General features: G+C 72.2%; 22 protein-coding genes, 1 tRNA gene and 1 riboswitch. Of the genes, 11 read left to right on the top strand and 12 right to left on the bottom strand.

All coding sequences use genetic code 11. The features are described 5' to 3' along the window. Window positions 1-39: 39 nt before the first annotated feature. Window positions 40-459 carry a gamma-glutamylcyclotransferase family protein gene (locus ACIP37_RS09650; RefSeq protein ID WP_063350078.1) on the bottom strand — a complete coding sequence of 140 codons (420 nt, stop codon included), beginning with the start codon at window positions 457-459 and terminating at the stop codon, window positions 40-42. A 121-nt stretch (window positions 460-580) separates the two neighbouring features. After that, entirely contained in the window at window positions 581-1,174 is a 594-nt protein-coding gene (locus ACIP37_RS09645; protein WP_363585851.1) for a dihydrofolate reductase family protein, read from the bottom strand. A gap of 149 nt (window positions 1,175-1,323) precedes the next feature. Here ACIP37_RS09645 and ACIP37_RS09640 point away from each other — a divergent pair, with 149 nt between their 5' ends. Then, the gene (locus tag ACIP37_RS09640; RefSeq protein ID WP_363585852.1) at window positions 1,324-1,899 is read left to right on the top strand and encodes a TetR family transcriptional regulator; all 576 of its coding nucleotides are present in this window, start codon (window positions 1,324-1,326) and stop codon (window positions 1,897-1,899) included. An 82-nt stretch (window positions 1,900-1,981) separates the two neighbouring features. Here ACIP37_RS09640 and ACIP37_RS09635 read toward each other — a convergent pair whose 3' ends face one another. Continuing rightward, window positions 1,982-2,545 (bottom strand): EF-hand domain-containing protein, encoded by a 564-nt coding sequence (locus tag ACIP37_RS09635; protein WP_400805104.1) that lies wholly within the window; start codon window positions 2,543-2,545, stop codon window positions 1,982-1,984. A 118-nt stretch (window positions 2,546-2,663) separates the two neighbouring features. Then, window positions 2,664-3,095: a cytidine deaminase family protein gene (locus ACIP37_RS09630; protein WP_400805106.1), complete on the bottom strand. Its 432-nt coding sequence runs from the start codon at window positions 3,093-3,095 to the stop codon at window positions 2,664-2,666. A gap of 41 nt (window positions 3,096-3,136) precedes the next feature. Between ACIP37_RS09630 and ACIP37_RS09625 the strand changes: the two genes are divergently transcribed. Further along, complete coding sequence (locus ACIP37_RS09625) at window positions 3,137-3,403, top strand: hypothetical protein (protein WP_400843575.1); 267 nt, start codon at window positions 3,137-3,139, stop codon at window positions 3,401-3,403. Here the strand turns inward: ACIP37_RS09625 and ACIP37_RS09620 are convergent. The 4 genes from ACIP37_RS09620 to ACIP37_RS09605 form a co-directional block, all read right to left on the bottom strand. Further along, complete coding sequence (locus ACIP37_RS09620) at window positions 3,400-5,040, bottom strand: ABC transporter ATP-binding protein (RefSeq protein ID WP_363585856.1); 1,641 nt, start codon at window positions 5,038-5,040, stop codon at window positions 3,400-3,402. The genes ACIP37_RS09625 and ACIP37_RS09620 overlap by 4 nt on opposite strands. 106 nt (window positions 5,041-5,146) lie before the next feature. Next, on the bottom strand, window positions 5,147-6,139 hold the full coding sequence (locus ACIP37_RS09615) for an ABC transporter permease (RefSeq protein ID WP_063350084.1): 993 nt from the start codon (window positions 6,137-6,139) through the stop codon (window positions 5,147-5,149). Between the two features lie 123 nt (window positions 6,140-6,262). After that, the gene (locus ACIP37_RS09610; RefSeq protein ID WP_363585857.1) at window positions 6,263-8,014 is read right to left on the bottom strand and encodes an ABC transporter substrate-binding protein; all 1,752 of its coding nucleotides are present in this window, start codon (window positions 8,012-8,014) and stop codon (window positions 6,263-6,265) included. A gap of 75 nt (window positions 8,015-8,089) precedes the next feature. After that, on the bottom strand, window positions 8,090-9,055 hold the full coding sequence (locus ACIP37_RS09605) for an ABC transporter permease (RefSeq protein ID WP_363585858.1): 966 nt from the start codon (window positions 9,053-9,055) through the stop codon (window positions 8,090-8,092). Between the two features lie 305 nt (window positions 9,056-9,360). Further along, window positions 9,361-9,456: riboswitch (ZMP/ZTP riboswitch) on the top strand. Window positions 9,457-9,485: 29 nt separating this feature from the next. Here ACIP37_RS09605 and ACIP37_RS09600 point away from each other — a divergent pair. Beyond that, window positions 9,486-10,976 (top strand): glycine hydroxymethyltransferase, encoded by a 1,491-nt coding sequence (locus ACIP37_RS09600; RefSeq protein WP_400805113.1) that lies wholly within the window; start codon window positions 9,486-9,488, stop codon window positions 10,974-10,976. A gap of 106 nt (window positions 10,977-11,082) precedes the next feature. Here the strand turns inward: ACIP37_RS09600 and ACIP37_RS09595 are convergent, their stop codons facing one another. Next, a complete protein-coding gene (locus tag ACIP37_RS09595; RefSeq protein ID WP_363585860.1) occupies window positions 11,083-12,513 on the bottom strand; it encodes an aldehyde dehydrogenase family protein in 1,431 nt (476 codons plus the stop codon). Window positions 12,514-13,104: 591 nt separating this feature from the next. Between ACIP37_RS09595 and ACIP37_RS09590 the strand changes: the two genes are divergently transcribed. Beyond that, entirely contained in the window at window positions 13,105-14,094 is a 990-nt protein-coding gene (locus ACIP37_RS09590; protein WP_363585861.1) for a class I SAM-dependent methyltransferase, read from the top strand. A gap of 130 nt (window positions 14,095-14,224) precedes the next feature. Here ACIP37_RS09590 and ACIP37_RS09585 read toward each other — a convergent pair whose 3' ends face one another. Together ACIP37_RS09585 and ACIP37_RS09580 are read right to left on the bottom strand one after the other, a co-directional pair. Beyond that, entirely contained in the window at window positions 14,225-15,898 is a 1,674-nt protein-coding gene (locus ACIP37_RS09585; protein WP_363585862.1) for an APC family permease, read from the bottom strand. A 339-nt stretch (window positions 15,899-16,237) separates the two neighbouring features. Then, window positions 16,238-16,322: transfer RNA gene (locus tag ACIP37_RS09580), tRNA-Leu, on the bottom strand. Between the two features lie 384 nt (window positions 16,323-16,706). On the opposite strand from ACIP37_RS09580, the gene ACIP37_RS09575 reads away from it, so the two are divergent. Continuing rightward, on the top strand, window positions 16,707-17,234 hold the full coding sequence (locus tag ACIP37_RS09575; protein ID WP_400805300.1) for an ATP-binding protein: 528 nt from the start codon (window positions 16,707-16,709) through the stop codon (window positions 17,232-17,234). Between the two features lie 32 nt (window positions 17,235-17,266). On the opposite strand, the gene idi is transcribed toward ACIP37_RS09575, so the two are convergent. Next, window positions 17,267-17,923 carry an isopentenyl-diphosphate Delta-isomerase gene (gene idi, locus ACIP37_RS09570; RefSeq protein WP_350875539.1) on the bottom strand — a complete coding sequence of 219 codons (657 nt, stop codon included), beginning with the start codon at window positions 17,921-17,923 and terminating at the stop codon, window positions 17,267-17,269. 493 nt (window positions 17,924-18,416) lie between these two features. Here idi and ACIP37_RS09565 point away from each other — a divergent pair, with 493 nt between their 5' ends. The 6 genes from ACIP37_RS09565 to ACIP37_RS09540 all read left to right on the top strand — a co-directional run bounded on the left by ACIP37_RS09565 (window position 18,417) and on the right by ACIP37_RS09540 (window position 23,826). Continuing rightward, window positions 18,417-19,172: a phosphocholine cytidylyltransferase family protein gene (locus tag ACIP37_RS09565; RefSeq protein WP_363616914.1), complete on the top strand. Its 756-nt coding sequence runs from the start codon at window positions 18,417-18,419 to the stop codon at window positions 19,170-19,172. Further along, window positions 19,160-20,221 (top strand): iron-containing alcohol dehydrogenase family protein, encoded by a 1,062-nt coding sequence (locus ACIP37_RS09560; RefSeq protein WP_400805232.1) that lies wholly within the window; start codon window positions 19,160-19,162, stop codon window positions 20,219-20,221. The genes ACIP37_RS09565 and ACIP37_RS09560 overlap by 13 nt, the downstream gene beginning before the upstream one ends. A gap of 91 nt (window positions 20,222-20,312) precedes the next feature. Next, window positions 20,313-21,050 carry a CDP-alcohol phosphatidyltransferase family protein gene (locus ACIP37_RS09555; RefSeq protein ID WP_400805302.1) on the top strand — a complete coding sequence of 246 codons (738 nt, stop codon included), beginning with the start codon at window positions 20,313-20,315 and terminating at the stop codon, window positions 21,048-21,050. After that, window positions 21,047-21,946, top strand: coding sequence for a glycosyltransferase (locus tag ACIP37_RS09550; protein WP_363585863.1), 900 nt, complete (start codon window positions 21,047-21,049; stop codon window positions 21,944-21,946). Before ACIP37_RS09555 ends, ACIP37_RS09550 begins: the two co-directional genes overlap by 4 nt. A 136-nt stretch (window positions 21,947-22,082) precedes the next feature. Next, entirely contained in the window at window positions 22,083-23,024 is a 942-nt protein-coding gene (locus ACIP37_RS09545; protein WP_363585864.1) for an ABC transporter permease, read from the top strand. Beyond that, window positions 23,017-23,826 carry an ABC transporter ATP-binding protein gene (locus ACIP37_RS09540; RefSeq protein WP_350875547.1) on the top strand — a complete coding sequence of 270 codons (810 nt, stop codon included), beginning with the start codon at window positions 23,017-23,019 and terminating at the stop codon, window positions 23,824-23,826. Before ACIP37_RS09545 ends, ACIP37_RS09540 begins: the two co-directional genes overlap by 8 nt. The last annotated feature ends 159 nt before the right edge of the window (window positions 23,827-23,985 follow it).

Below are 23,985 nucleotides of genomic sequence, written 5' to 3'. Positions count from 1 at the left end.
CTGGCGGTATCCGGCCGGTCGTCTCCCGCCCGCCCCCCGCTACCGGTCCGCCCAGTCCCCCGAGTCGATCACCGCGGGCCGCTCCCGCAGCCGGCTCTCGACGACGGGCCCGGCGAAGTACACCCAGGCCTCCCGCACCTCGCCCGCCGCCGTCCGCACCGGCAGCCGCCGCCGTACGTACAGGCCGGTCCCGTCCGCCCGGCAGTCCTCCAGCCGGTCCAGCGCCGCGAGCGCTCCGGCGTACGCGCCGGGCCGTACGGTGATCAGCTCGCCCACGATCCGGCGCCCGGGCGTCGCGTCCGGCACCGCGTACGGGTACCCGGGGCCGTCGTGCAGCGTGGCGCCGTCCAGCACGGCCGGGCGGATGTCGGCGCAGCGTCCGGCCAGGTGGGCGGCGTGGTTGCGGCCGCCGCTGCGCAGGGTGCCGTAGACGAAGAACGGCAGGGCCTCCTCGGACACGGGTTCGACCTCTCGGCTTGGGGGAGCGCCCACGGTACGTCCTCGTGCCCGCGCCGCGATAGCGCCTCTCGCCCCGTGTGTCCCGTGCCCCGCGCCCCGCGCGTCCGCCCGGTGGTGGGCGTCAGGCGGCGTCCGGGGTGGTCCGCGCGTAGGTGAGGACGACGTTGCCGTGCTCGAAGACGCGGCTGTCGGTGAGCGTGAAGGCGCGGGGCTCGAACTCCGCGCGGAACAGCGGGATGCCCGACCCAGCCACCACCGGGTACTGCTTGATGATCAACTCGTCGATCTCGGGCAGCAGCTGGCCGGCCAGGTCGGCGCCGCCGCAGAGCCAGATGTCGAGCCCGTCCTGCTGCTTCAGCCTGCGGACCAGGGCCACCGGATCCTCCGCGGTGACCTCCACCGCCGGGTCCGGGCCGGCACCGAGGGTGCGGGAGACCACGATCTGCCGCAGGTGGGCGTAGGGGCTCGTGAGGCCCACGGCCAGCCCCGGTGCGTAGGTGCCGCGGCCCATGACGACGGTGTCGAAGCGCTTGTTGGGTGCCTCCGCGATGCCGAACGCCGCGCGGCCGGGGGTGGGGATGGTCTCCGGGTACTCGGCGAAGAGCGCCGAGGTGTAGTCCTCGGTGAGGAACGGCGCGAAGAAGTCGAAGCTGTCGTCCGGGCCGGCGATGAAGCCGTCGATGGTGGTGCCGATGAAGTAGCTGAGCTTGCGCATGCAGGTCCTCTGGAGTCGGGAAGCGGCGCGGACCGCGCGGCCTGTCGCCTAACCACTCCGACTATAGTACTCCAGCCATAGTGGTTGCCAGGATGTTTTCAGGCCCGGGCGCCCCGGTCCCCGAAAACCCCGCGAGAGAGAATCGGCCCATGGTCCAGAACCCCGCCCGCCGCACCGCCCTCGCCGACGCCGCCATCGAGGTCCTCGCCCGCGACGGCGCCCGCGGCCTCACCTTCCGCGCGGTCGACGTGCAGGCCGGCGTCCCCAACGGCACGGCCTCCAACTACTTCGCCAACCGCGACCACCTGCTCCACCAGACCGCCCGGCACATCCACCACCGGCTCACCCCGGACCCGGCCGTCATCGCCGACCTGCTGCGGGCCCCGCGTGACCGCGCCCTGGTCACCGCCCTGATGCACGACCTGATCCGCCGCATCTCCGCCGACCGGGCCGGCTACCTCGCGATGCTCGAACTGCGCCTGGAGGCCACCCGCCGCCCCGGCCTGCGGGCCCAGCTCACCGGCACCATCCGCGAGCAGCTGGAGGCCAACGTCGCCTACCACCTCGACGGAGGACTGCCCGGCGACCGCGAGACCGTCCTCGTCCTCTACCTCGCGATGACCGGCCTGATCGTCGAACACCTCACCCTGCCCGAGGTGTTGGGCACCGACACCCTGCCCGCCCTGATCGAGACCATCGTCGAGCGCATCGTCCCCGCCACCTGACCACCCGGCGGGCACGGCGAGTTGGGCGGGCCGCCGGCCTCGCGTTCCGGCGGGCGAGGGGGCGGCTCTGCCGGAGGGGGTGTCAGAGGGTGTGCGGGGGCTCGCCCGTCCACCAGTTGCCGGGGGCGTCGGGGTCGCGGCTGGTCCAGAACTCGATGATCGCGCTGGTGAACTCGGCTGCGGAGAGGGTGCCGTCGCCGTCGCGGTCGAGGTGGCGGAAGGCCTCGTCGGCGTCGTCGCGGGAGAGGCCGGCGAAGTGGCCGCGCTGGAAGACGAAGAACTCGCCGGCGTCGACCGTTCCGCTGCGGTCGGTGTCGGCGACGGCGAGGAAGGCGTCGGCGAGTGCGCCGAAGCTGGTCCGCGCGGCCTCGGGGTCGTCGGAGAGGGCGCCGGTCGAGCGGACGAACTGTTCGCGGGTGATCGCCTCGGTGCCGGCGGGCAGGTGGGCGAGGTGCAGGTCGTGCCAGACCGTCAGGTACGCGCGGACGATGACGGCCTCGGCCTCCGAGCCCTCCTGGTGGCCGAGCGAGCGGGCGACGGCGATGCCCATGAGGGCGTGGTCCCGTTCGGTGAGGAGCCCGTCGCCGTCGGCGTCGAGGTGGTCGAACCCGTGGTTGATCTTTGCTGTGAGCAGGTCGTCCGACAATGTGCCCCCTCGGTTGGCGATCACTACGACACGTCGCCAGCACGCTAGTGCCTGGAGTCGCGCTCGCGCAGCCGAACGACGGGCGAACGGCCACTCGGGCGACTCGAAGGCAGGGCCGCTAGCCGTCCTGGTGCTCGGCCCAGACGTACGCCTCGGGGAGCAGGTCGAGGATGGGCAGGGCGAGCAGCTCCGTTCCCCGCTTGACGATGACCTCGACCGTCGGGAAGTAGTCGAGCAGCACCTGCCGGCAGCGGCCGCACGGCGGCACGACGCCCCGGTCCTGGTCGCCGACCGCGACGACCGTGGTGAGGTCGTACGCGCCCTGGCCGGCGGCCGCGCCGATGAGGACGAGCTCCGCGCACGGGCCGCCGGTGAAGTGGTAGGCGTTCACGGCCGTGACGATCCGCCCGTCGGCGTTGCGCCCGGCGGCCGCGACGGTGTGGTTGTCGCCCCGGCAGTAGCGCCGGGCCACCGCCCGGGCGGCCTCGACGAGCTCGCGGTCGACGGCTGCGCGGTCTCCTGCGGAGTCGGATTGATCGCTGGTGGACATATTCGCTGGGGCTCCTTGATCGCACATGACAGGCTTCGAGCATGGACCGAGGGCCCCTGATCGTGCCAACGCTTTACGAGGGCCCCTTCATCCTTCGCCCCTGGCGCCTCACCGACCTCGCCGTGGTCCGGGAGGCGGGCACCGACCCGTACGTCCCGCTGGTCACGACCGTCCCGGCCGCCTCCGCCGGGTACGACGACGAGCGCCGCGACATGCGCCTCTACGCACTCCTCCCCACCGACCCCCGCGAGGCCACGGCCAGTCCCCTCACGGCCGCCGCCCCCCGCGAGGACCGGCGCCAGCGCTAGTGCACCGCGGCCAGCAGTTCCCGGGTGTACTCGGTGTGCGGCGCGCTGAACAGGCGGTCGCGGTCGGTGGACTCGACCAGTCGGCCCCGGTGCATGACGGCCACCCGGTCGCAGAAGTGCCGTACCACGGCGAGGTCGTGCGAGACGAACAGGAAGGCGACGCCGAGGCGTTCGCGCAGCTCCATCAGCAGGTTGAGCACCTGCGCCTGGACCGAGACGTCCAGGGCCGACACCGGTTCGTCCGCGATGATCAGGCGCGGCTGCGGGGCGAGGGCCCGCGCGATGCCGATCCGCTGGCGCTGTCCGCCGGAGAACTCGTGCGGGTAGCGGTCCAGGTGGGCGGCGGGCAGCCCGACCTGGTCCAGCAGTTCGGCTGAGCGCTCCCGCCGCTGCGCCGCGTCGAGTGAGGTGTGCAGGCGCAGCGGGGTGTCGAGGGTCTGGGCGACGGTGCGGCGCGGGTTGAGGGAGGCGTACGGGTCCTGGAAGACCAGCTGGATCTCCCGGCTGAGCCGGCGCCGCAGCTCCCGGCCCGGGCGGGTGACGTCCTGGCCGTCGTACAACACCGTTCCCGAGGTGGGCTGTTGGAGGCCGGCCAGGACGCGGGCGGTGGTGGACTTGCCGGAGCCGGACTCGCCGACCAGTCCGAGCGTCTCGCCGGGGGCGATCCGCAGTCCTACGCCCTCCACTGCCCGGACGGGCTCGGCGCGCAGGCTGGGGAGGCGGCGCCGTCCGGGGAAGTGGACGGCGAGGTCCGCCACCTCGACGAGCCAGCGCTCGGGGCGCCCGACAGCCCGGGGCGCGAATGCGGCGACGGGTGACGGATCGTCAACTGTCGGCAGTGGTGAGCCGGGTACGGAGTCCAGGGTGAGCGCCGCCCCGACCAGTGCGCGGGTGTACGGCTCGCGCGGCGCGGCCAGCAGCTCGGCGGTCGGCGCGGACTCGACCTGGACGCCGCCGCGCAGCACGAGCGTGCGGTCCGTCGTTCCGGCGACCACGCCGAGGTCGTGGCTGACCAGCAGCACCGCCGTGCCGTGCTCGCGCTGCAACTCGCTGAGCAGGTCGAGGACTTGCCGCTGCACTCGGGAGTCCAGGGCGGTGGTGGGCTCGTCGGCGATCAGCACCTGCGGGTCGTTCATCAGCGCCATGGCGATCATCACCCGCTGGCGCATCCCGCCGGAGAACTGGTGCGGGAAGTCACGCACCCGGGCGGCCGGGATGCCGACCCGGTCGAGCATCGCGGCGGCGCGTCGGCGGGCCTCGGCGCGACCGGCGCCGGGGTGGTGCAGCCGGTACATCTCGGCGAGTTGGGCGCCGACGCCGTGGAAGGGGCTGAGCGAGGTGAGCGCGTCCTGGAAGACCAGCGCGGCCCGGCCGCCCCGGACCGGACGCAGCGCTGACTCCGTCGCGCCCACCAGCTCCTGCCCGTCCAGCCGGATCGAGCCGGTGACGGTGGTGGTGCGCGGGTCGTGCAGGCCGAGGACGGCGAGTCCGGTGGCCGACTTGCCGGAGCCCGACTCGCCGACCAGGCCGAGGACTTCACCGGCGGCCAGGTCGAAGGAGAGCCCCTGGACGGCGGTCACGGGAGCGCCGCCGCGCGGGTCGGCGAAGGTGACGGTCAGATCGCGAACGCTCAGCACGGGCTCTGCGGCAGGCGCGGCACCAGGCCCAGGAACGGCCTCCGACACGGCTCCGGGCGCGCCCCCGGGCACGGACTCAACAGTGGACGTCATCGAACGGCTCCAGTCAGCTCAGGCGGATTCGCGGGTCGAGCCAGGCCACCACCAGGTCGGCCAGCGCGACGAACAGCACCACGAAGCAGGCGGCCAGCAGTACCGCGCCGACCACTGCGGGCAGGTCCTGCCCGGACACCGCCTGGGCGGCGAACCGCCCGACCCCGTTCAGCCCGAACACCGTCTCGGTGATGACCGCCCCGCCGAGCAGCACTCCGGCCTCCAGGCCGAGCAGTTGCACCAGCGGCCCGGCGGCGCCGCGCGAGGTGTACTTGAGGTGGGCGCGCAGCCGGCCGAGGCCCTTGCCGCGCGCGGTGCGGACGTACTCCTCGTTCATCGTCTCCAGCAGCTGGGAGCGTGAAAGCCGGGCGAACACGGCGGAGTTGACGAATCCGAGGACGAGCCAGGGGAGCAGCAGCCCGCCCGCCCAGGCCGCGAGGTCCTCGGTCGGCGGGGTGTAGGAGGGCAGTGGCAGCAGGCCGGTGGAGTAGACCAGTGCCCACTGGGCGACGTATCCGAGGAAGTAGATCTGCACGCTGGCGCCGACGAGGGTGAAGCCGGAGAGCAGCCGGTCGGTGCGGCCGCCGTGCCGTAGCGCGGAGACGAACCCGGTGCCGAGGCCGAGCACCAGCAGGACGGCGAGGGCGCCGGCGGTGAGCGAGAACGTGACCGGCAGGTGGTCGGCCAGGGCCTCGGTGACGGGCTGGTGCAGCCGGTAGGAGTAGCCGAGGCAGGGCGCGTCGCAGTGGATGACCGAGCCGTCCACGTCGCTGATGTCGCGCCCGGCGACGACCCCGGTGAGGTAGTCGGTGTACTGGGTGAGCAGCGGCTGGTCCAGGCCCATGCTCTGGCGCACCGCCGCGACTTGGCCGCTGTCGCAGCGCGGGCCGCAGGCGGCGCGGGCCGGGTCGGCGGGCGCGGCGTAGAAGAGGGCGAAGGCGGCGGCGGAGACCGCGACCAGGACGGCGAGGGCCTGGAGGGTCCGCCGCAGGGCGAAGGAGAGCATGGCCGGTCCGGGGTCGACGGGACGGGGAGGCGTACGCGGGGCAGGACTACGTGGAGTGCACGGGGAGTGCGGGAGTTCAGGGGCCCGCCCCCGCACCGACCGGCGCGGGGGCGGGTGCGGCGGTCAGGACTTCAGGTACAGCCACGCCAGGCTGACCGTGCCGTAGATGGGGTGGATGAACGCCCCTCCGACGTTGGAGCCGCGCACCTGGTTGACGTTCGCGTAGACGAACGGCAGCACCGGGACGTCCTGCATCACGGTCTTCTCCAGCGCGTACAGCTCCTTGGCCTTGGCGCGCGGCTCGCCGATCTGGTTGATCCGGTCGATCTCCTTGTCCACCGCCGGGTTGCGGTAGCGCGCGGAGTTGAGGTCGCTGCCGGCGCGGCCGTCGAAGGAGAACGGGATCAGCGTGGACGGGGTCGGCCAGTCGACGGAGGAGGTCTCCTCGAACAGGTCGTACGGGGAGTCGGCGCGGTGCACCTCGTCCAGGAACGCCTTGGGGTCGATCGGCTTGGGCACGATGGTGATGCCCGACTTGGCGAAGCCGTCCACCAGCACCTGCGCGGTGCGCTGCCCGTCCGGGGTGTTCTTGTACCCGTAGGTCAGGCTCGTCGGCGCCTGCTTGGCCTTGGCGAGCGCGGCCTTGGCGGCCTCCGGGTCGCCTTCGGGCTTGACCGGGTGGAGGTCGTACTTCTCCCAGTCGATCAGCGCCGGCGAGCTGAGCGTGGTGGCGAGCTCGCCGATCCGGGAGCCGCCCTGGACCTGGCGGGCCTGCTGGCGGGGGTAGCCGAGGTGCAGGGCCTTGCGGACCTCGACGTCCGGCACCCGCTCGTTGTTGATCACCAGCTGGGTGACGAAGGCGCCCTGGCGCCCGGAGACGACCAGGTCCTTGGCCTTCGGGTCGGTGTCGGCGGTCTGGTACAGCTCGGGGGAGAGCACGTCGGAGGCGGTGGTGGCGCTGGCGCCGCCGTCGCGCCCGGACAGGATCTCCTGGTTGATGTTGAGCGCCTCCTTGCCGAACGTGAAGACGAACTTGTCCGGGTACTGGCTGCGGATCGGGTCGGTCTCGGCCTTCCAGGCGGGGTTGCGCTCCAGCACCATGCGGGTGTTCTGGACGTGCTCGACGATCCGGTAGGGGCCGGTGGCGAACGGCTGCCGGTCGTAGTCCGTCCCGGTGTCCTTGTCCCGGCGCACCGGCGAGGACGAGGACTGCGCGGCCATGTACGGGACGTCGGCCTGCGGCTGCGGGAAGTGGAAGACGATGGTGTGCTCGTCGGGCGTCTCGATCGCGGCCAGGTCGCCGTCCTGCGGGCCGGCGTACTTGGCGCGCGCCGCCTCGTAGCTGGCCTCACCGGTGAGCCACTGCGGCCAGTACGGCGGGCCGACCTCGTAGCCCTTGCCGAAGCTGCGCTCGATGCCGTACTTGACGTCCTGGGCGGTGATCGGCTTGCCGTCCTCCCAGGCCACGCCGTCCTTGAGCTTGTACGTCCAGGTGCGCCCGCCGTCGCCGGAGGTGCCGGTGTCGGTCGCCAGGTCGCCGACCAGCTTGGCCTTGCCGTCGACGACCTGGTACTGCGTCAGCTGGCGGCCCCAGAGCAGCGAGGCGTTGTACGTCGCGCCCGCGTAGACCTTCTGCGGGTCGAGGTGGCGGAACTCGACGCTGTTGTACACGTTCACGGTGCCGCCCACGCGGGCGCCGGCAACGGCGGGGGCCGGTCCGGCGCTCTCCTTCTCGCCGCCGAGCGCGGCGGTCAGCGGGGACGTCTCCTTGGCGGCCGCCCCGGCGGGCGCCGGGCCGGTGCCCGCGCCGGCCGAGCAGGCGGTCGCCAGCAGGGCGGTGGCGACGACGGCGAGGGACGGTCTGGTCCAGCGCATGGCGAATCTCTCCTTGCCCCGGGAGCCGGGGCGGGTCGGGGCGGGCTTGGGGTGATGGACGGAGAAGGGCGGGGCTCAGCGGGCGGCGCGCGGGTCCAGCGCGTCCCGGACGGCGTCGCCGAGCAGGTTGAAGGCGAGCACGAAGAGCAGCAGGGCGACACCGGGGAAGACCATGTAGGTCGGATCGGCCTGGAAGACCTCGGAGCCGCGGGAGATCATCCGCCCCCAGTCCGGGATCGGCTCCGTGATGCCGACGCCGAGGAAGGACAGCACCGCTTCGGAGGCGACGAAGGTCGGCACCGCCATGGTGGCGTGCACCAGCAGCTGCGAGCGGACGTTCGGCAGCAGTTCGTGGACGACGACATGGAATCGGCCGGCGCCCTGGGCCCGGGCGGACTGCACGAAATCCCTTTCCCGGAGCGACCGCACGGTGGCCCGCAGGGAAAGCGCGAGCGGAATCCAGCCGAACGCGGAGAAGACCAGGATCAGCACCAGGAACTGCATCCACTCCGGTTCCGCGGTGCCCGGATCGACCAGTCGGGACTGGATGACGGGGCTCAGCGCGAGGAGCAGGAGCAGGGTCGGAAAGGCCAGCAGCACGTTGGCCAGGAAGCCGAACAGCCGGTCGGCGATCCCGCCGAGGTAGCCGACCGCGACCCCGGCCAGCACGCCGAGCGTGGTGGTCACGGCGGCGGAGGCGAAGGCGATCAGCAGCGAGGTGCGGATGCCGTAGAGCAACTGGGTCAGGACGTCCCGGCCGAGCCCCGGCTCCAGGCCGAACCAGAAGTCGCCCGAGATGCCGCCGTTCGGCAGGACGGGCAGGCCGCTGTCGCTGAGCAGGCCGGGGGAGTTCTGGCCGTAGTGCTCGACCGGGTTCTTCCCGTACAGGGCGGCGATCAGCGGGGCGGCGAGGGCGAGCAGCAGGAAGAGCAGGACGACGGCGAGGGCGGCGGCGCCGACCCGGTCGCGCAGGAGCCGGCCGAGCAGCCTCGGCGCGGCGGGTGCGGGGACGGAGCCCGCTGCTGTTTCGACCACGGCCATGAGAGGCGTACTCCCCGAATTCTCCGCCGCCCTGTGGGTGAGGGTGCGCTGGTGTGCATTTCCGAACCGGCCCCCGGGGGTTTCCCGTCGGCCGTTCGAGCGCCATCAGACCGGATGCGCGGGGAGGTCCGCAAATCACCTCCGGCGGTTTTTCCCGGCATTGTTTCGGCGCGTATTGCGGCTTCATTCGGCGTCATTGCGCCGCAATACCGGCGTTGCGGAAGAACGGACATCGAGGGGCGAAACGGGCGTGCCGTCCCGAATCCTGAGATCTCCGCCACATCCCCCCGGGCATTGGTACGATCCCGGGGAGCCGCGACTGGCGCGCACGGATGGAACCGACCATCGGGAAGCGGCTCCGTGCACCCGCACGACAGTTGCCGAGCGCCTGGGCCGTCCGTACTCGTCCGTGCACCACGAGGAGACCGCCTTGGCCACCCCGCACACCCCTCATGCCGTTGAGGCCGCCCAGGCCCCGCACACCGCGGCCGGCGAGGCCGCCGACACCGCCTTCCGCAGCGCCCTCGACGTGGTCGCCGGCGTGGAGCCGCGGATCGCCGCCGCCATCGGCCGGGAGCTGGAGGACCAGCGCGCCTCGCTCAAGCTGATCGCCAGCGAGAACTACGCCTCCCCGGCCGTCCTGCTCGCCATGGGCAACTGGCTCAGCGACAAGTACGCCGAGGGCACCGCGGGCCGGCGCTTCTACGCGGGCTGCCGCAACGTCGACACCGTCGAGACCATCGCCGCCGAGCACGCCCGCGCCCTGTTCGGCGCCGACCACGCCTACGTCCAGCCGCACTCCGGCATCGACGCCAACCTCACGGCCTTCTGGGCCGTCCTCTCCCGGCGGGTGGAGAGCCCGGCGCTGGAGCGGGCCAAGGTCCGGGGCGTCAACGACCTCACCGAGCAGGACTGGGCGCAGCTGCGCCAGTCGCTCGGCAACCAGCGGATGCTCGGCATGTCCCTGGACGCCGGGGGCCACCTCACCCACGGCTTCCGACCCAACATCTCGGGCAAGATGTTCGACCAGCGCAGCTACGGCACCGACCCGGCCACCGGCCTGATCGACTACGACGCGCTGCGCGAGACCGCCCGGGAGTTCCGCCCGCTGATCCTGGTCGCCGGCTACTCCGCCTACCCTCGACTGGTCGACTTCCGGCGGATGCGCGAGATCGCGGACGAGGTCGGCGCGACCCTCATGGTCGACATGGCGCACTTCGCCGGCCTCGTCGCGGGCAAGGTGCTGACCGGCGACCACGACCCCGTCCAGCACGCCCAGATCGTCACCACGACCACCCACAAGTCGCTGCGCGGCCCGCGCGGCGGCATGGTGCTGTGCGACACCGAACTGGCCGAACACGTCGACCGCGGCTGCCCGTTGGTGCTCGGCGGGCCGCTCTCGCACGTCATGGCCGCCAAGGCGGTCGCCTTCGCCGAGGCCCGCCGGCCCGAGTTCCGGACCTACGCCCGCGCCGTCGTGGACAACGCCCGGGCGCTCGCCGAGGGCCTGCTGCGCCGCGGCGGCCGGCTGGTCACCGGCGGCACCGACAACCACCTCGTCCTCGCCGACGTCTCCGGCTACGGTCTGACGGGTCGTCAGGCGGAGGCGGCGCTGCTGGACTCGGGCGTCGTCACCAACCGCAACTCCGTCCCGCAGGACCCGAACGGCGCCTGGTACACCTCGGGCGTGCGCCTCGGCACCCCGGCGCTCACCACCCGCGGCCTCGGCACCGCCGAGATGGACGAGATCGCCGCCCTGATCGACACCGTGCTGCGCGCCACCACCCCGACCACCACCGCGGGCGGCGCCCCCTCCAAGGCCCAGTACCGCCTCGACGACGCCGTGCGCGACGGCGTCGCCAAGCGCGCCGCCGACCTCCTCGCCCCCTTCCCCCTCTACCCGGGCGTCGACCTCACCTGACCGGCCCCGCCCGACCGGCCTCGATGCCCGAACCCCCGGGCCCGCCGCCCCACGTGCGGCGGGCCCGGAGCCGGTGCCGCGGCCGGTACCCCGCTCGGCGCCGCGGTCAGTACTGGAGCGACTTGCACTGGAGGAACTCCTCCAGGCCGTGGCGGCCCAGTTCGCGGCCGAGGCCGGAGCTCTTGTAGCCGCCGAACGGCGCGAGCGGGTTGAAGCGGCCGCCGTTGAGGTCGACCTGGCCAGTGTCGAGGCGGCGGGCGAAGGCGGCGGCGGTGTCGGTGTCCGCGGCCCAGACGCCGCCGGCCAGGCCGTACTCGGTGTCGTTGGCGAGTTCGGCGGCGTGGTCCTCGTCCCGGTAGGGGAGGACCACCAGGACGGGGCCGAACACCTCCTCCCGGGCGATCGCCATGTCCCCCGTGACGTCGGCGAGCACGGTCGGGTGGACGTAGAAGCCGGCGGGCAGGCCGGGGACGGGCTCCGCGCCGCCGACGACCAGCCGGGCGCCCGCGGCGAGCGCGCCCTCGACGTAACCGCGCACCCTGGCCAGCTGCTTGGCGTTGACCAGCGGGCCGATCCGGGTCTGCGGGTCGGTCGGATCGCCCGGGGCGTACTTGGCGGCGGCCTTCGCGGCCGTCGCGACGGCCTCCTCGTACTGGTCCTGGTGCACCAGCAGGCGGGTCCACGCGCTGCACGTCTGGCCCGAGTTGGCGAACACGTTGGCGATGTTGACGTTGACCGCCCGGGCCAGGTCCGCGCCCGGCAGCACCACGTTGGCGGACTTGCCGCCGAGTTCCAGGGCGACGCGCTTCAGGCCCCGGCCCGCCGTCTCGGCGACCTGTCGGCCGACGGCGGTGGATCCGGTGAACGAGACCATGTCCACGCCCGGATGGGCGGCGAGCGCCGCACCCGCCACCACGCCCGTTCCGGTCACCAGGTTGAACGTGCCCGCGGGGAAGCCCGCCTCGTGCACCAGCCGGGCGAACAGCCGGGCCACCAGCGGGGTGTCCTCGGCGGGCTTGAGGACCACCGGGCAGCCGGCCGCCAGGGCCGGGACGGCCTTGGCGACGATCTGGTGCAGCGGGTAGTTCCACGGCGTGATCGCCGCGACCACCCCGGCGGGCTCGGCGAGCACCACCGAGTTGCCGATCCGTTCCTCGAAGGGGTGCTCGGCGAGCAGTGTCAGGTAGGAGGTCGCCACGGTCAGCGGCGCTCCGGCGTGCACGGCGGCGGCGAAGCCGACCGGGGCGCCGAGTTCGGCGACCACGGTGGCGGTGATCTCCTCCTGGGCGGCGGCGATTCCGTCCCGCAACCGGGTCAGCAGGGCGAGCCGGTCCGCGCGGGCGGTCGTCGCCCAGCCGCGGGCCGCCCGGCGGGCCGCGGCGACCGCGGCGTCGATGTCGGCGGGCCCGCCGGCCGGCACGGTGGCGAGCACCTGCTCGGTCGCCGGGTTCAGCACCTCGATCGACCCGGCGTCATCCAGGGAGGGCCGCCAGGCGCCGTCGATGTACTGGTCGCCGTACTCCGCGTGCTGCTGCACCGAGTGTCCTCTCATCCGGTCGGCCGATTGACCAACAGCGCTAGTCAAAGGGCCAGTCAAGGCGGCCCGGTCGGCCGCGCGCAAGAGCCAATCCGGCCCGGTGGGCCGACGGGTCACCCCGGGGCGAACCGCGCGGTGTACTCGTCGGACGGCTCGGCCCCGCGCCCGCGCGCCGCTCGTCCGACCGCTCAAGGGCCTCGCACGGCCACGGCACCGGGCCGCCCCCCACCGCCTCCGCCGTCAGCTCCACCGCCCGCCGTTGGACGTCCAGTTGACGATCAGCGTGCGGCGCGACCGGTCGCGCCGTGGTCCGCCGCCGCGGGACACCGGACGAACCGTCCCGAAGGCTCCGTGTTCACCCTCCGGCAGCGAAACGACGGTCCGCGAAAATCATTGCGCGAAAAGCTCCTCACGCCCGCGGGCACCGCTGTAGATTGCAGCGAACTCAGCGGTGAGGCACTACTGTTGCCAGTGGTTCGTAGTGGTGCACATGGTCCGGGACCAGCGTGTCCCACGGTCGGGCGGGGGCTGCCACCGGGCTGAGATCTGGCTCAAATCCGCAGGTCATCCGTACCGCATAAGGAGCATCCCGTGACCGATGCCGCGTTGAAGGACGAGTCGCAGCGGCCTGCCGAACCAGCCGTGCTGGACGACGTTCCGGGCTGGTTCTGGGAGCATGACCGGCACTCGTTCGACTGGTTCATGGGACGGCAGGAGAAGACCGGGGTCACCGGCGACCTGCTGGAGATGGGTGCGTACCTGGGCCGCAGCGCGATCGTGATCGGCGAGCACCTCCAGCCCGGCGAGTCCTTCACCGTCTGTGACCTCTTCGACTCGGACGCGCCGGACGACGAGAACGCGGCCGAGATGGACATCTCCTACCGGAAGTCGCTGACCCGCTCGGCCTTCGAGGTCAACTACCTCGCCTTCCACGAGGAACTGCCGGAGATAATCCAGGCCCCGACCTCCGTCCTGGCCGGCGGGCGGATCGCGGCGGGCACGTTCCGCTTCATCCACATCGACGCCTCGCACCTGTACGAGCACGTCGTGGGCGACCTCCAGGTGGCCCGGGTCGCGCTCCAGGACCAGGGTGTCGTCGTCCTGGACGACTACCGCTCGCAGCACACCCCGGGCGTGGCCGCCGCGACCTGGGGCGCGGTCTTCAACCACGGGCTCAAGCCGATCATGTTGACCGAGTGCAAGTTCTACGGCACCTGGGGGGATCCGGAGCCGTTCCAGCGCGACCTGCTCGACCGGGTGGACCTCGCCGAGGGCTGCTACCTCAGCTCCGAGACCCTGAACGGGCAGCAGGTGCTCCGGATGACCGGAAGCTCGGACGGGATCGACGCGTTCCGCCCCTCCCGCCACCACCGGCGGCTGACCTCCGAGGCGGCCCGGAACGAGGCCTCGCAGTCCCGCCGGGCAGCCCAGGAGGCCCAGGAGGAGGCCGCCCGCGACCTCGCCGCCCGCCGGGCCCGCGCCGCCGAACTGCGCCGCCCGGCCAATGTCGCCAAGCGCGCCGCCCGCGACCTGCTCCCCCCGGTCGTCACCGCCGTCATCCGCCGCGCCCGCCGCGGCTGACGGCCGCCCCCCGACGGCCGACGGGTCCGACCGGGACCCGGCACCCCGCCCCGTCCTGTCCCATCCGGCCCCCGTCAACGCCGAAGGGCCGGTCGACGACTCGACCGACCCTTCGGCGTTGCACGCTCCCTCAGGCCCGCGAGGCCTCCCGCGGCTCCCGCCCGGAGCCCGCAGGGCCGTCGGCGCCCTCGCCGGCCGCGGCCTCCTCGGCCAGCTCGCGCCGGACGGCGGCCAGGGACGGGTTGGCCCAGGCGCTGGCGACGCCCCAGTGGTAGAAGGCCAGCGCGATGGCCGCGACGACCAGCAGGTCCCAGCCCTCGGGCAGGTAGCCCTGGCCACCGAAGTCGGTGCTGCCGGCCCAGGAGACACCGGCCATCACGAACAGGTACGCGACCATCCAGGCGCCCGCCTTCAGGTGCGGCTTCAGCTCGGCCCACGGCTTGCGCAGCTCGTACCAGGCCCAGATCGGCAGACCGGCGGCCATCAGCAGGATGACCTTGCCGGTGAGCGGCCAGCGGGCCCAGTACAGGACCAGCGAGCCGAACACCATCGCCACGGGGGCGATGACCGGCATGGCCCGCAGCCGGACCGGCCGGGGCAGGTCCGGGGCGAGGCGGCGCAGTGCCATCACGGCGACCGGGCCGGTGACGTACGAGATCACGGTGGCGACCGAGACGATCTCGGCCAGCGAGCCCCAGCCGCGGAAGACCGCGAGGAACAGGAAGGCGACCACCAGGTTGAGCACCAGGGCCGGGCGCGGGATGCCGGTCTTGGCGTCGACCTTGCCGAAGATCTTCGGCAGGTGGCCGTTCTCCTGCACGCCGTGGATCATGCGCGAGGTGGTGGCGGCGTAGATCATGCCGGTGCCGCTGGGGGAGACGAAGGCGTCCGCGTACAGCAGCAGGGCGAGCCAGTTGAGGCCCCAGACCATCGCGAGGTCGGCGAGCGGCGAGGTGTAGGCGAGGCTGCTCCAGCCGTGCGACAGGTCGGCGGCCGGGATGGCACCGAGGAAGGCGATCTGCAGCGCGACGTAGATCACCAGGGCGATCAGGATCGAGCCGATGACGGCCTTGGGCAGCGACTTGCCGGGGTTGCGGGCCTCGCCGGCCAGGTTGAGCGGGGACTGGAAGCCGTTGAAGGCCCAGACGATGCCGGACACCGCGACGGCGGTGAACACGGCGCTCCAGCCGTTCGGCGCGAAGCCGCCGTGGTCGGTGAAGTGGGCGGTGTCGAAGTGGGCGAACAGCAGCGCGCCGGCGGTCAGGGTCGGGACGATGACCTTGAAGACGGTGATCGCCGTGTTGGTCTTGGCGAACATCGTGATGGCGAACCAGTTGAGGACGAAGTAGCCGACCAGCAGCACGCTGGCCAGTGCCACCCCGCTCAGGGTGAGTTCCTTGCCGTTGTACAGCCCCTGCGCCCAGCCGAAGTGCCAGGAGCTCATGTACTGGACGGAGGCGGTGGCCTCGCCGGGGATGACCGAGACGATGGCGATCCAGTTGGCCCAGGCGGCGAGGTAGCCGGCCAGCGAGCCGTGCGAGTACTGGCCGTACCGGACCATGCCGCCGGCCTTGGGGAACATCGACCCGAGCTCGCTGTAGGTGAGCGCGATGGTCAGTGCCACCGCGGCCCCGATCACCCAGGCCAGGATCGACGCGGGGCCGGCCAGCCGGGCGGCGCGCTCGGCGCCGAACAGCCACCCGGATCCGATGATGGATCCGAGCCCCACGGCGGTCAGGCTGATGGTGCCGAGCGATCGCCGGTAGTTCTGATGTGATGCCGTCGGAGACTCTGGCTCACTCAACGTATCGGTCCTCTCGCTCGGGGTTTCATCGGGTGGTGTCGTGGTTTTTGTGCTGGTTTCCGGACAAACGGAGACAGCCTATGGGGCCAAAAGGGGCGAATACCTCAAGGGAAGCTCAAACTGTCCGATCGTTGCCATCTCGTGTCCGCTTTCCGGGTCACGACAGCCGCAGAAGTCGCCTGGGTCACAGCGGTTGCGGGGGGTCGCGAGCGCCGCGGCGGCCACCCGGTCCGCAGGGAGAATCCGGGAGAACCCGCGAGAACCCGTGGACGGCGGCGGCGCGCCGGGAAAAAGAAATTCCCCGCGGGTTCCTTTCGGATCCCACGGGGAATTCGGTTGTGTCCGAGGGGGGACTTGAACCCCCACGCCCGATAAAGGGCACTAGCACCTCAAGCTAGCGCGTCTGCCATTCCGCCACCCGGACAGGGTGTGTGCTTCGGGGTTTTTCTCGCCCCCTCGGCGACAGAGAGAACATTACCAGGGTTCTGGAGTGCTTCTCACCTGCGTTTCCCCGGGTGGGGGGACGTCCGGGTCGGCAGGGGTGGTCGGGCTGGTTGGGATGGGTCGCCACGGTGCGCGAACCCCGGCCGAAGTGGTGGCGAGCGCGAAGGAAACGGTCGACCCCGGCGGTGGCTGCGGTCCGTTCCGGCCGGAAGCGGTCCGACACGGGCAAGTTGTCGACGGTGCCACGGTCCCGTCGGTGCCTCTCCTAGCCTCTGTGGATCGAGGGCGCCATGAGCGGAACGCCTGATTCCCGGGTCGCGGACACCCCCGGGTCGCGGACGAAGGGCGGCTGGACGTGGAGCAGATCAGCGGGGCGGCGAAGGCCGAGCCGAGACGCGCCGGGCCGGAGCGCGCACGCGCCGAGCCGAGACGCGCCGGGCCGGAACGCGCACCCGCCGGACCGGTCGAGGGCGTGTGGCGCTTCCCGGTGCCGGCCGAGGAGGCCTCGGTGCCGCTGACCCGGCACGCGGTCCGTGACCGCCTGCTGGCCCAGGGGATGGCCGGGGTGCGCTACCAGGAGCTGGTGGACGACGTGCTGCTGATCGTCTCGGAGCTGGTGAGCAACGCGGTGACGCACGCGGCGAAGCTGTCGCCGGAGGTGACGACCGAGCTGGCGGTCCGCCGGGGCTGGGTCCGGGTGTCGGTCGAGGACGGTGACCCGTACCGGCCGAAGGCGCTGGAGAGCGACACCGGGCGGACCGGCGGCCGCGGCCTGCTGCTGGTGAAGAGCGTGACGTTGCAGGCCGGCGGGGTGTGCGACGTGGAGCGGACGGGGGAGGGCGGCAAGGTCATCTGGGCCTCGCTGCCCGTCCCCCCGGAGACCGACGACTGAGCGCCGCGGGCCCGCCGACCGGTCCCGCCCGCCTACCAGTCCCGCCCGGCGATCTCCCGGATCCCCGGCAGCGCCGCCTCGAAGACCGTCTCGAACCACACCGAGAACGGCCGCTCGGCGCGCAGTTCCCGCAGCTCCTGCGCGGTCACGAAGGCGTAGTCGTCCACCTCGTCGGGGTTGGGCTCGACGGGCGCGGTCACCAGCCCGACGAACAGGTGGTTCCACTCCCGCTCGATCAGCCCGGAGGCCTCGTCCGGCAGGTCGTAACGGACCGTGCCCGCCTCGCAGAGCAGCGCCGGCGCGATGCCGAGTTCCTCGGCGGTGCGGCGGGCGGCGGCGACGAACGGCGGCTCGTCCGGGTACGGGTGGCCACAGCAGGTGTTCGACCAGACGCCGGGGGAGTGGTACTTGCCGAGCGCCCGCCGCTGGAGCAGCAGCCGCCCCTGGCGGTCGAAGAGGAACACCGAGAACGCGCGGTGCAGGCGGCCGGGCTGCTGGTGTGCCCAGAGCTTCTCGGCGGTGCCGGTGGTGACGCCCTCGTCGTCGACCAGTTCCAGCAGGATCTCGGGACCGGCGCCGGCGGTCCCGGTCGAGGCCCCCGGGGCGACCGTCACGTCCGTCTCGACGTCGAGACCGGTGTCGATCTCGGAGTCGAAGTGTGTCGGGTTGGTCGGCAGGCTCTGGGGCATGGGGCCTCTTTCGGGAGGGGGGGAGCAACGGAAGCATCGGGGTACGTCCGGTACACCGGGTGCAGCGGACGCAGCGGGGGCACCGGCGCCGGCGTCGGGCTCCAGTCTGCCGTATGGGTGGCGGTGGGTACGGGTCCCACGCACAACCGGGCGGATCATGACCGTCGGCAGGTCGATTCCGGGCAGAGATGGGCCCGATACGTTCCCGGAAGGGTCATCGGAATAGCAGGACTGTTCGGTATCCGTTCCCCTCGCGTTCGATCGTTGCCTCGCCCGCGCGTTCGATCACTCCTTCGCCACCCTCCCGTCACCTCGCAGCCCCCGGCCGCGTTCGGGCCGGCCGCCCGGGTCGCCTACCATCGCTTACGGCACGGTGCCCGCACTCGCGGCGGCACCGGCGCGCCGATTCGCGGCCCGGCCGGACGGAAAGCCGGTGCCCCGGCACCCCGCGCGCACCGCCCCGCGCACCGCACGACGGATCAGGAGACCCCGCATGATCGGCCTCGTTCTGGCAGCCGGCGCCGGCCGCCGGCTGCGCCCGTACACCGACACCCTGCCCAAGGCGCTGGTGCCGGTCGACGGGGAGCGGACCGTGCTGGACCTCACCCTCGGCAACTTCGCCGAGGTCGGCATCCGCGAGGCGGCGATCGTCGTCGGCTACCGCAAGGAGGCGGTGTACGACCGCAAGGACGCCCTGGAGAGCAAGTACGGCGTCAAGCTCCACCTGGTCGAGAACGACAAGGCCGAGGAGTGGAACAACGCGTACTCGCTCTGGTGCGCCCGCGAGCTCTTCGCCGAGGGCCTGCTGCTGGCCAACGGCGACACCGTGCACCCGGCGTCCGTGCAGCGCACCATGCTGGAGGGCAACCGGCGCCTCGTCGAGGCCGGCACCGCCCCCGGCATCCTGCTGGCCCTCGACACGGTGAAGAAGCTCGCCGACGAGGAGATGAAGGTCGTCGTCGACCCGGCCGCCGGCATGCGCCGCATCACCAAGCTGATGGACCCGACCGAGGCCACCGGCGAGTACATCGGCGTCACCGTGATCAACCCCGCCGCCGCCGTCGACCTGACCGACGCGCTGCGCGCCACCTACGAGCGCGACCCGCAGCTGTACTACGAGGACGGCTACCAGGAGATGGTCAACCGCGGCCTGCGGATCGACGTGCAGCCGATCGGCGAGGTCTCCTGGGTCGAGGTCGACAACCACGACGACCTGGCGAAGGCGCGGGAGATCGCGTGCCAGTACTGACCCGGCTGGTTCCGTCGCCGCTGTTCGTCGAGGTCCGCCCGGGCGCGCTGGACGCGCTCGGCGGCATCCTCGCCGACCAGCGGCTGTCCGCCTCGGGCCGGATCGCGGTGGCGATCAGCAACGGCTCGGGAGCGGCGATGCGCCGGCGCCTGGAGCCGGCCCTGCCCGGCGCCGACTGGTACAACGTGGACGACGGCAGCCTGGACAGCGCGGTGCGCCTGGCCGAGTCGGTGCGCGGCGGGCACTACGACGCGATGGTCGGCCTCGGCGGTGGCAAGATCATCGACGCCGCCAAGTACGCCGCCGCCCGGGTCGGACTGCCGCTGGTCGCGGTCGCCACCAACCTGGCCCACGACGGCATCTGTTCGCCGGTCTCCACGCTCGACAACGACGCCGGCCGCGGCTCCTACGGGGTGCCCAGCCCGATCGGCATCGTCGTCGACCTGGATGTGATCCGGCAGGCCCCGCCGCGCTTCGTGGCAGCCGGCATCGGCGACGTGGTCTCCAACATCTCCGCCTGCGCGGACTGGGAGTTGTCGCACGCGGTCACCGGCGAGCCGGTGGACGGACTGGCCGTGGCGATGGCCCGCTCGGCCGGCGAGAACCTGCTGCGGCACCCAGGTAACACTCAGGATCAGGACCTCCTCACGGCCCTCGCGGAAGCCCTGGTACTGTCCGGCATCGCGATGAACATCGCGGGCAGCACCCGGCCTTCCTCGGGCGCCTGCCACGAGATCTCGCATGCCCTGGACGTGCTGTACCCCAAGCGTTCCGCCCAGCACGGCGAACAGGTCGGCCTCGGCGCCGCGTTCGCCAGCTTCCTGCGGGGCGAGCGCGAGCTGACCGGTCTGATCGTGGAGCGCCTGGCGAGCCACGGGCTGCCGGTGACCGCAGCTCAGATCGGCTTCACCGAGGCGGAGTTCACCGACGCGGTGCACTACGCTCCGAACACCCGCCCGGGGCGCTTCACCATCCTTGAGCACCTCGACCTCTCCCCCTCAGCAATCAGGGACGCGTACGCCGACTATGTCCAAGCCGTCAACAGCTGACCCCTCCACCGCGGGCGCCGAGCGGCCCCCGGTGGACCTGACCCGCCGGCCCTCGATCGAGGAACTGCGCGCGGTGATCCACCCGGAGGGCATGCTCCAGCGCCGCAGCGCCGAGCACTGGGCCGGGCGCCTGTACATGCGGCGGATCTCGCTGCGGATCACCCGCGTGCTCTCCACCGTGACGGCGATCACGCCGAACGGCCTGACGTACCTGATGATGTTCACCGGCGTCCTGGCCGGCGCCGCGCTGGTCGTGCCGGGCATCGCGGGCGCGGTCCTGGGGGCCCTGCTGATCCAGGTCTACCTGCTGCTGGACTGCGTGGACGGCGAGGTGGCCCGCTGGCGCCGGCAGACCTCGCTCACCGGCGTCTACCTGGACCGGGTCGGCCACTACATGTCCGAGGCGGCCCTGCTCACGGGGCTGGGCCTGCGCGCCACCGACCTGCTGCACCGCGAGGGCGGCGGCTCGCACTGGGAGTGGGCGTTCCTGGGCACGCTGGCCGCGCTCGGCGCGATCCTGATCAAGTCCGAGACGGACCTGGTGGACGTGGCCCGGGCCCGCAGCGGCCTGATGGCGGTCGAGGACAGCGCCTCGGTGCCGCGCTCGTCCTCGGTGGCCAAGGCCCGCCGGGCGGCCTCCTTCCTGAAGTTCCACCGACTGGTCGGTGCGGTCGAGGCCTCGCTGCTGATCCTCGCGGCCGGGATCGCCGACGCCGTCCACGGCGGGCTGTTCTTCACCCGGGTCGCGGTGGTGGCGCTGGCGGCGATCGCCATGCTGCAGACCGTGCTGCACCTGCTGAGCATCGTCCTCTCCAGCAGGCTGCGATGAGCGCCCCGACCAGCGCGGAGAGCTTCCGCCTCGGAGCCGTCATCATCACCATGGGCAACCGCCCCGAGGAACTGGCCGCCCTGATCGAATCGGTGCGCGCCCAGGAGGGCGCGGCGGTCGAGCTGGCCGTGGTGGGCCAGGGCGCCCAGCTGCCGCCGCTGCCGGAGGGCGTGCGCAGCGTCGAGCTGCCGGAGAATCTCGGCATCCCGGGCGGGCGCAACGTCGGCATCGAGCTGTTCGGCCGCGACGGCCGGGACGTGGACGCCGTCCTCTTCCTGGACGACGACGGGCACCTGCCGCGCACCGACTCGGCCCGCCTGCTGCGCGAGGCCTTCACCGCCGACCCGGAGCTGGGCATCGTGGCCTTCCGGATCGCCGACCCCGACACCGGCGTGACCCAGCGCCGGCACGTCCCCCGGCTGCGCGCCAGCGACCCGCTGCGCTCGTCCCGGGTGACCACCTTCCTGGGTGGCGCGACCGCCGTGCGCTGCGCGGTGTTCGAGCAGGCCGGGCAGCTGCCCGCGGAGTTCTTCTACGCCCACGAGGAGACCGACCTCGCGTGGCGCGCGGCGGACGCCGGCTGGGCCATCGACTACCGCGCGGACGTGGTGCTGCACCACCCGACGACCTCGCCCGCCCGGCACGCCACCTACTTCCACAACATTGCCCGTAACAGGGTTTGGCTCGCCAGACGGAACCTTCCGGCCCTGTTGGTGCCTCTCTATCTGGGAACCTGGTTCCTGCTGACCCTGGCCCGCCGCCCCTCCTCGGAGGCGCTGAAGGCCTGGTGGGGCGGGTTCCGGGCGGGCTGGCGCGAACCCTGCGGTCCGCGGCGGCCCATGCGATGGCGTACCGTTTGGCGATTGACCAGGCTGGGCCGGCCACCGGTCATCTGATCGAATGATCGATCGCTGCGGCCGGTGACCACACACCGGCCGGACTCTCCCCGTGATCCAGTGGATCCCCATCGGCGCAAGGCCGGCGGACCCCCGTCGACCGGCCGCCCCGACCGATCCCGCGTGAAGGACGAATGTGTCGACAGTGAGTGAACCCGTCAGCCTCTCATCCCCCAGGGGGGTGGACGCGGGCCTGACCCCCAAGCAGCTTGCGGACAAGTACGGCCTGGCCGTGAGCGGCAGGCGGCCCGGCCTGATCTCCTACACCAAGCAGCTCTGGGCCCGGCGCCACTTCATCTGGGCCTTCGCCACCGCCCGCCTGGTGGCCCAGTACACCGACGCCAAGCTCGGCCAGCTGTGGCAGGTCGTGACGCCGCTGCTGAACTGCGCGGTGTTCTACCTGGTCTTCGGTGTGATCCTGAAGAGCAAGGACAACTTCCCGCCGGACACCTACATCGCCTGGCTCTGCATCGGCGTCTTCGTCTTCCAGTTCACCCAGAACGCGGTGCAGTCCGGCACCCGGGCGATCGCCGACAACCTCGGGCTGATCCGCGCGCTGCACTTCCCCCGGGCCTCGCTGCCGATCGCGTTCACCGTGATCCAGCTCCAGCAGCTGCTGATCTCGATGGTGGTGCTGGTCGGCACCGTGCTGGTCAGCGGCATCAAGCCGGGCCGGACCTGGCTGCTGATCATCCCGGCCCTGCTGCTGCAGATGATGTTCAACACGGGCATCGCCCTGGTCATGGCGCGGCTCGGCTCCAAGACCAGCGACATCTCCCAGCTGATCCCCTTCGTGATGCGGGCCTGGATGTTCCTGTCCGGCGTGATGTTCAGCATCGAGGACAAGATCAAGGAATGGCCGGACTACATCCAGACGCTGATGTCCCTCAACCCGGCCTCGGTCTACATGGACCTGCTCCGGCACGCCTTCGCGCCGATCATCTACAACCCGCACCAGCCCCAGCACCAGGTACTTCCGCACCACCAGTGGACCTACGCCATCGGGTGGGCGGTCGTGATGTTCGTGATCGGATACGTCTTCTTCTGGAAGGCCGAGGAGGAGTACGGCCGTGGCTGACGTCGAACTGAGCAAGCTGGACACCATCCGGGACGCGGACGTCGCCCGCGAGCCCACCGTCGTCGTCGACGACGTGCACATCGTCTACCGGGTGCACGGCGCCGGCTCCGGCAAGGGCAGCGCCACCTCGGCGCTGAGCCGCATCATCAGCCGCAAGCGCTCCGCGGGCGTGCGCGAGGTGCACGCCGTGCGCGGCGTCAGCTTCACCGCCTACAAGGGCGAGGCGATCGGCCTGATCGGCTCCAACGGCTCCGGCAAGTCGACCATGCTGGCCGCGATCGCGGGCCTGCTGCCGACCGAGAAGGGCGGCATCTACACCAACGGCCAGCCCTCGCTGCTGGGCGTGAACGCGGCGCTGATGAACGAGCTCACCGGTGAGCGCAACGTCATCCTCGGCTGCCTGGCGATGGGCATGGCGCCGGCCGACGTGCGCAGCCGCTACCAGGACATCGTCGAGTTCTCCGGCATCAACGAGAAGGGCGACTTCATCTCGCTGCCGATGCGCACGTACTCCTCCGGCATGGGCGCCCGCCTGCGCTTCGCCATCGCCGCCGCGAAGACCCACGACGTGCTGCTGATCGACGAGGCGCTGGCCACCGGCGACCAGGCGTTCCAGCAGCGCAGCAAGAAGCGGATCGACGAACTGCGCAAGTCCGCCGGTACGGTCTTCCTGGTCAGCCACGACAACAGCTCGATCCGCGAGGTCTGCGAGCGGACGATCTGGATCGAGGCCGGCGAGCTGATCATGGACGGCCCGACCGAAGAGGTCGTCGGCCGCTACGAGCGCGGCGAGCGCCCGTAACCGCAGGCCGTCCAGGGGGCCGGTTCCGGGGTTTCCGGGGCCGGCCCCCTGTTCGTGCGCCCCCGCCGGTACCCCGGGTGGCCCGCCGCCGCGGGGGTGAGCGCCCCCGTGCGCCGGGCGGGGCGCTCTTCTCCGGCGCGCCCCGTGGTGTCAGGCTGT

This window comes from Kitasatospora sp. NPDC088861, assembly GCF_044750105.1.
GTDB lineage: Bacteria > Actinomycetota > Actinomycetes > Streptomycetales > Streptomycetaceae > Kitasatospora.
The sequence above is the reverse complement of the archived record's forward strand: the minus strand, read 5'-3'. Positions and strand labels throughout refer to the sequence as shown.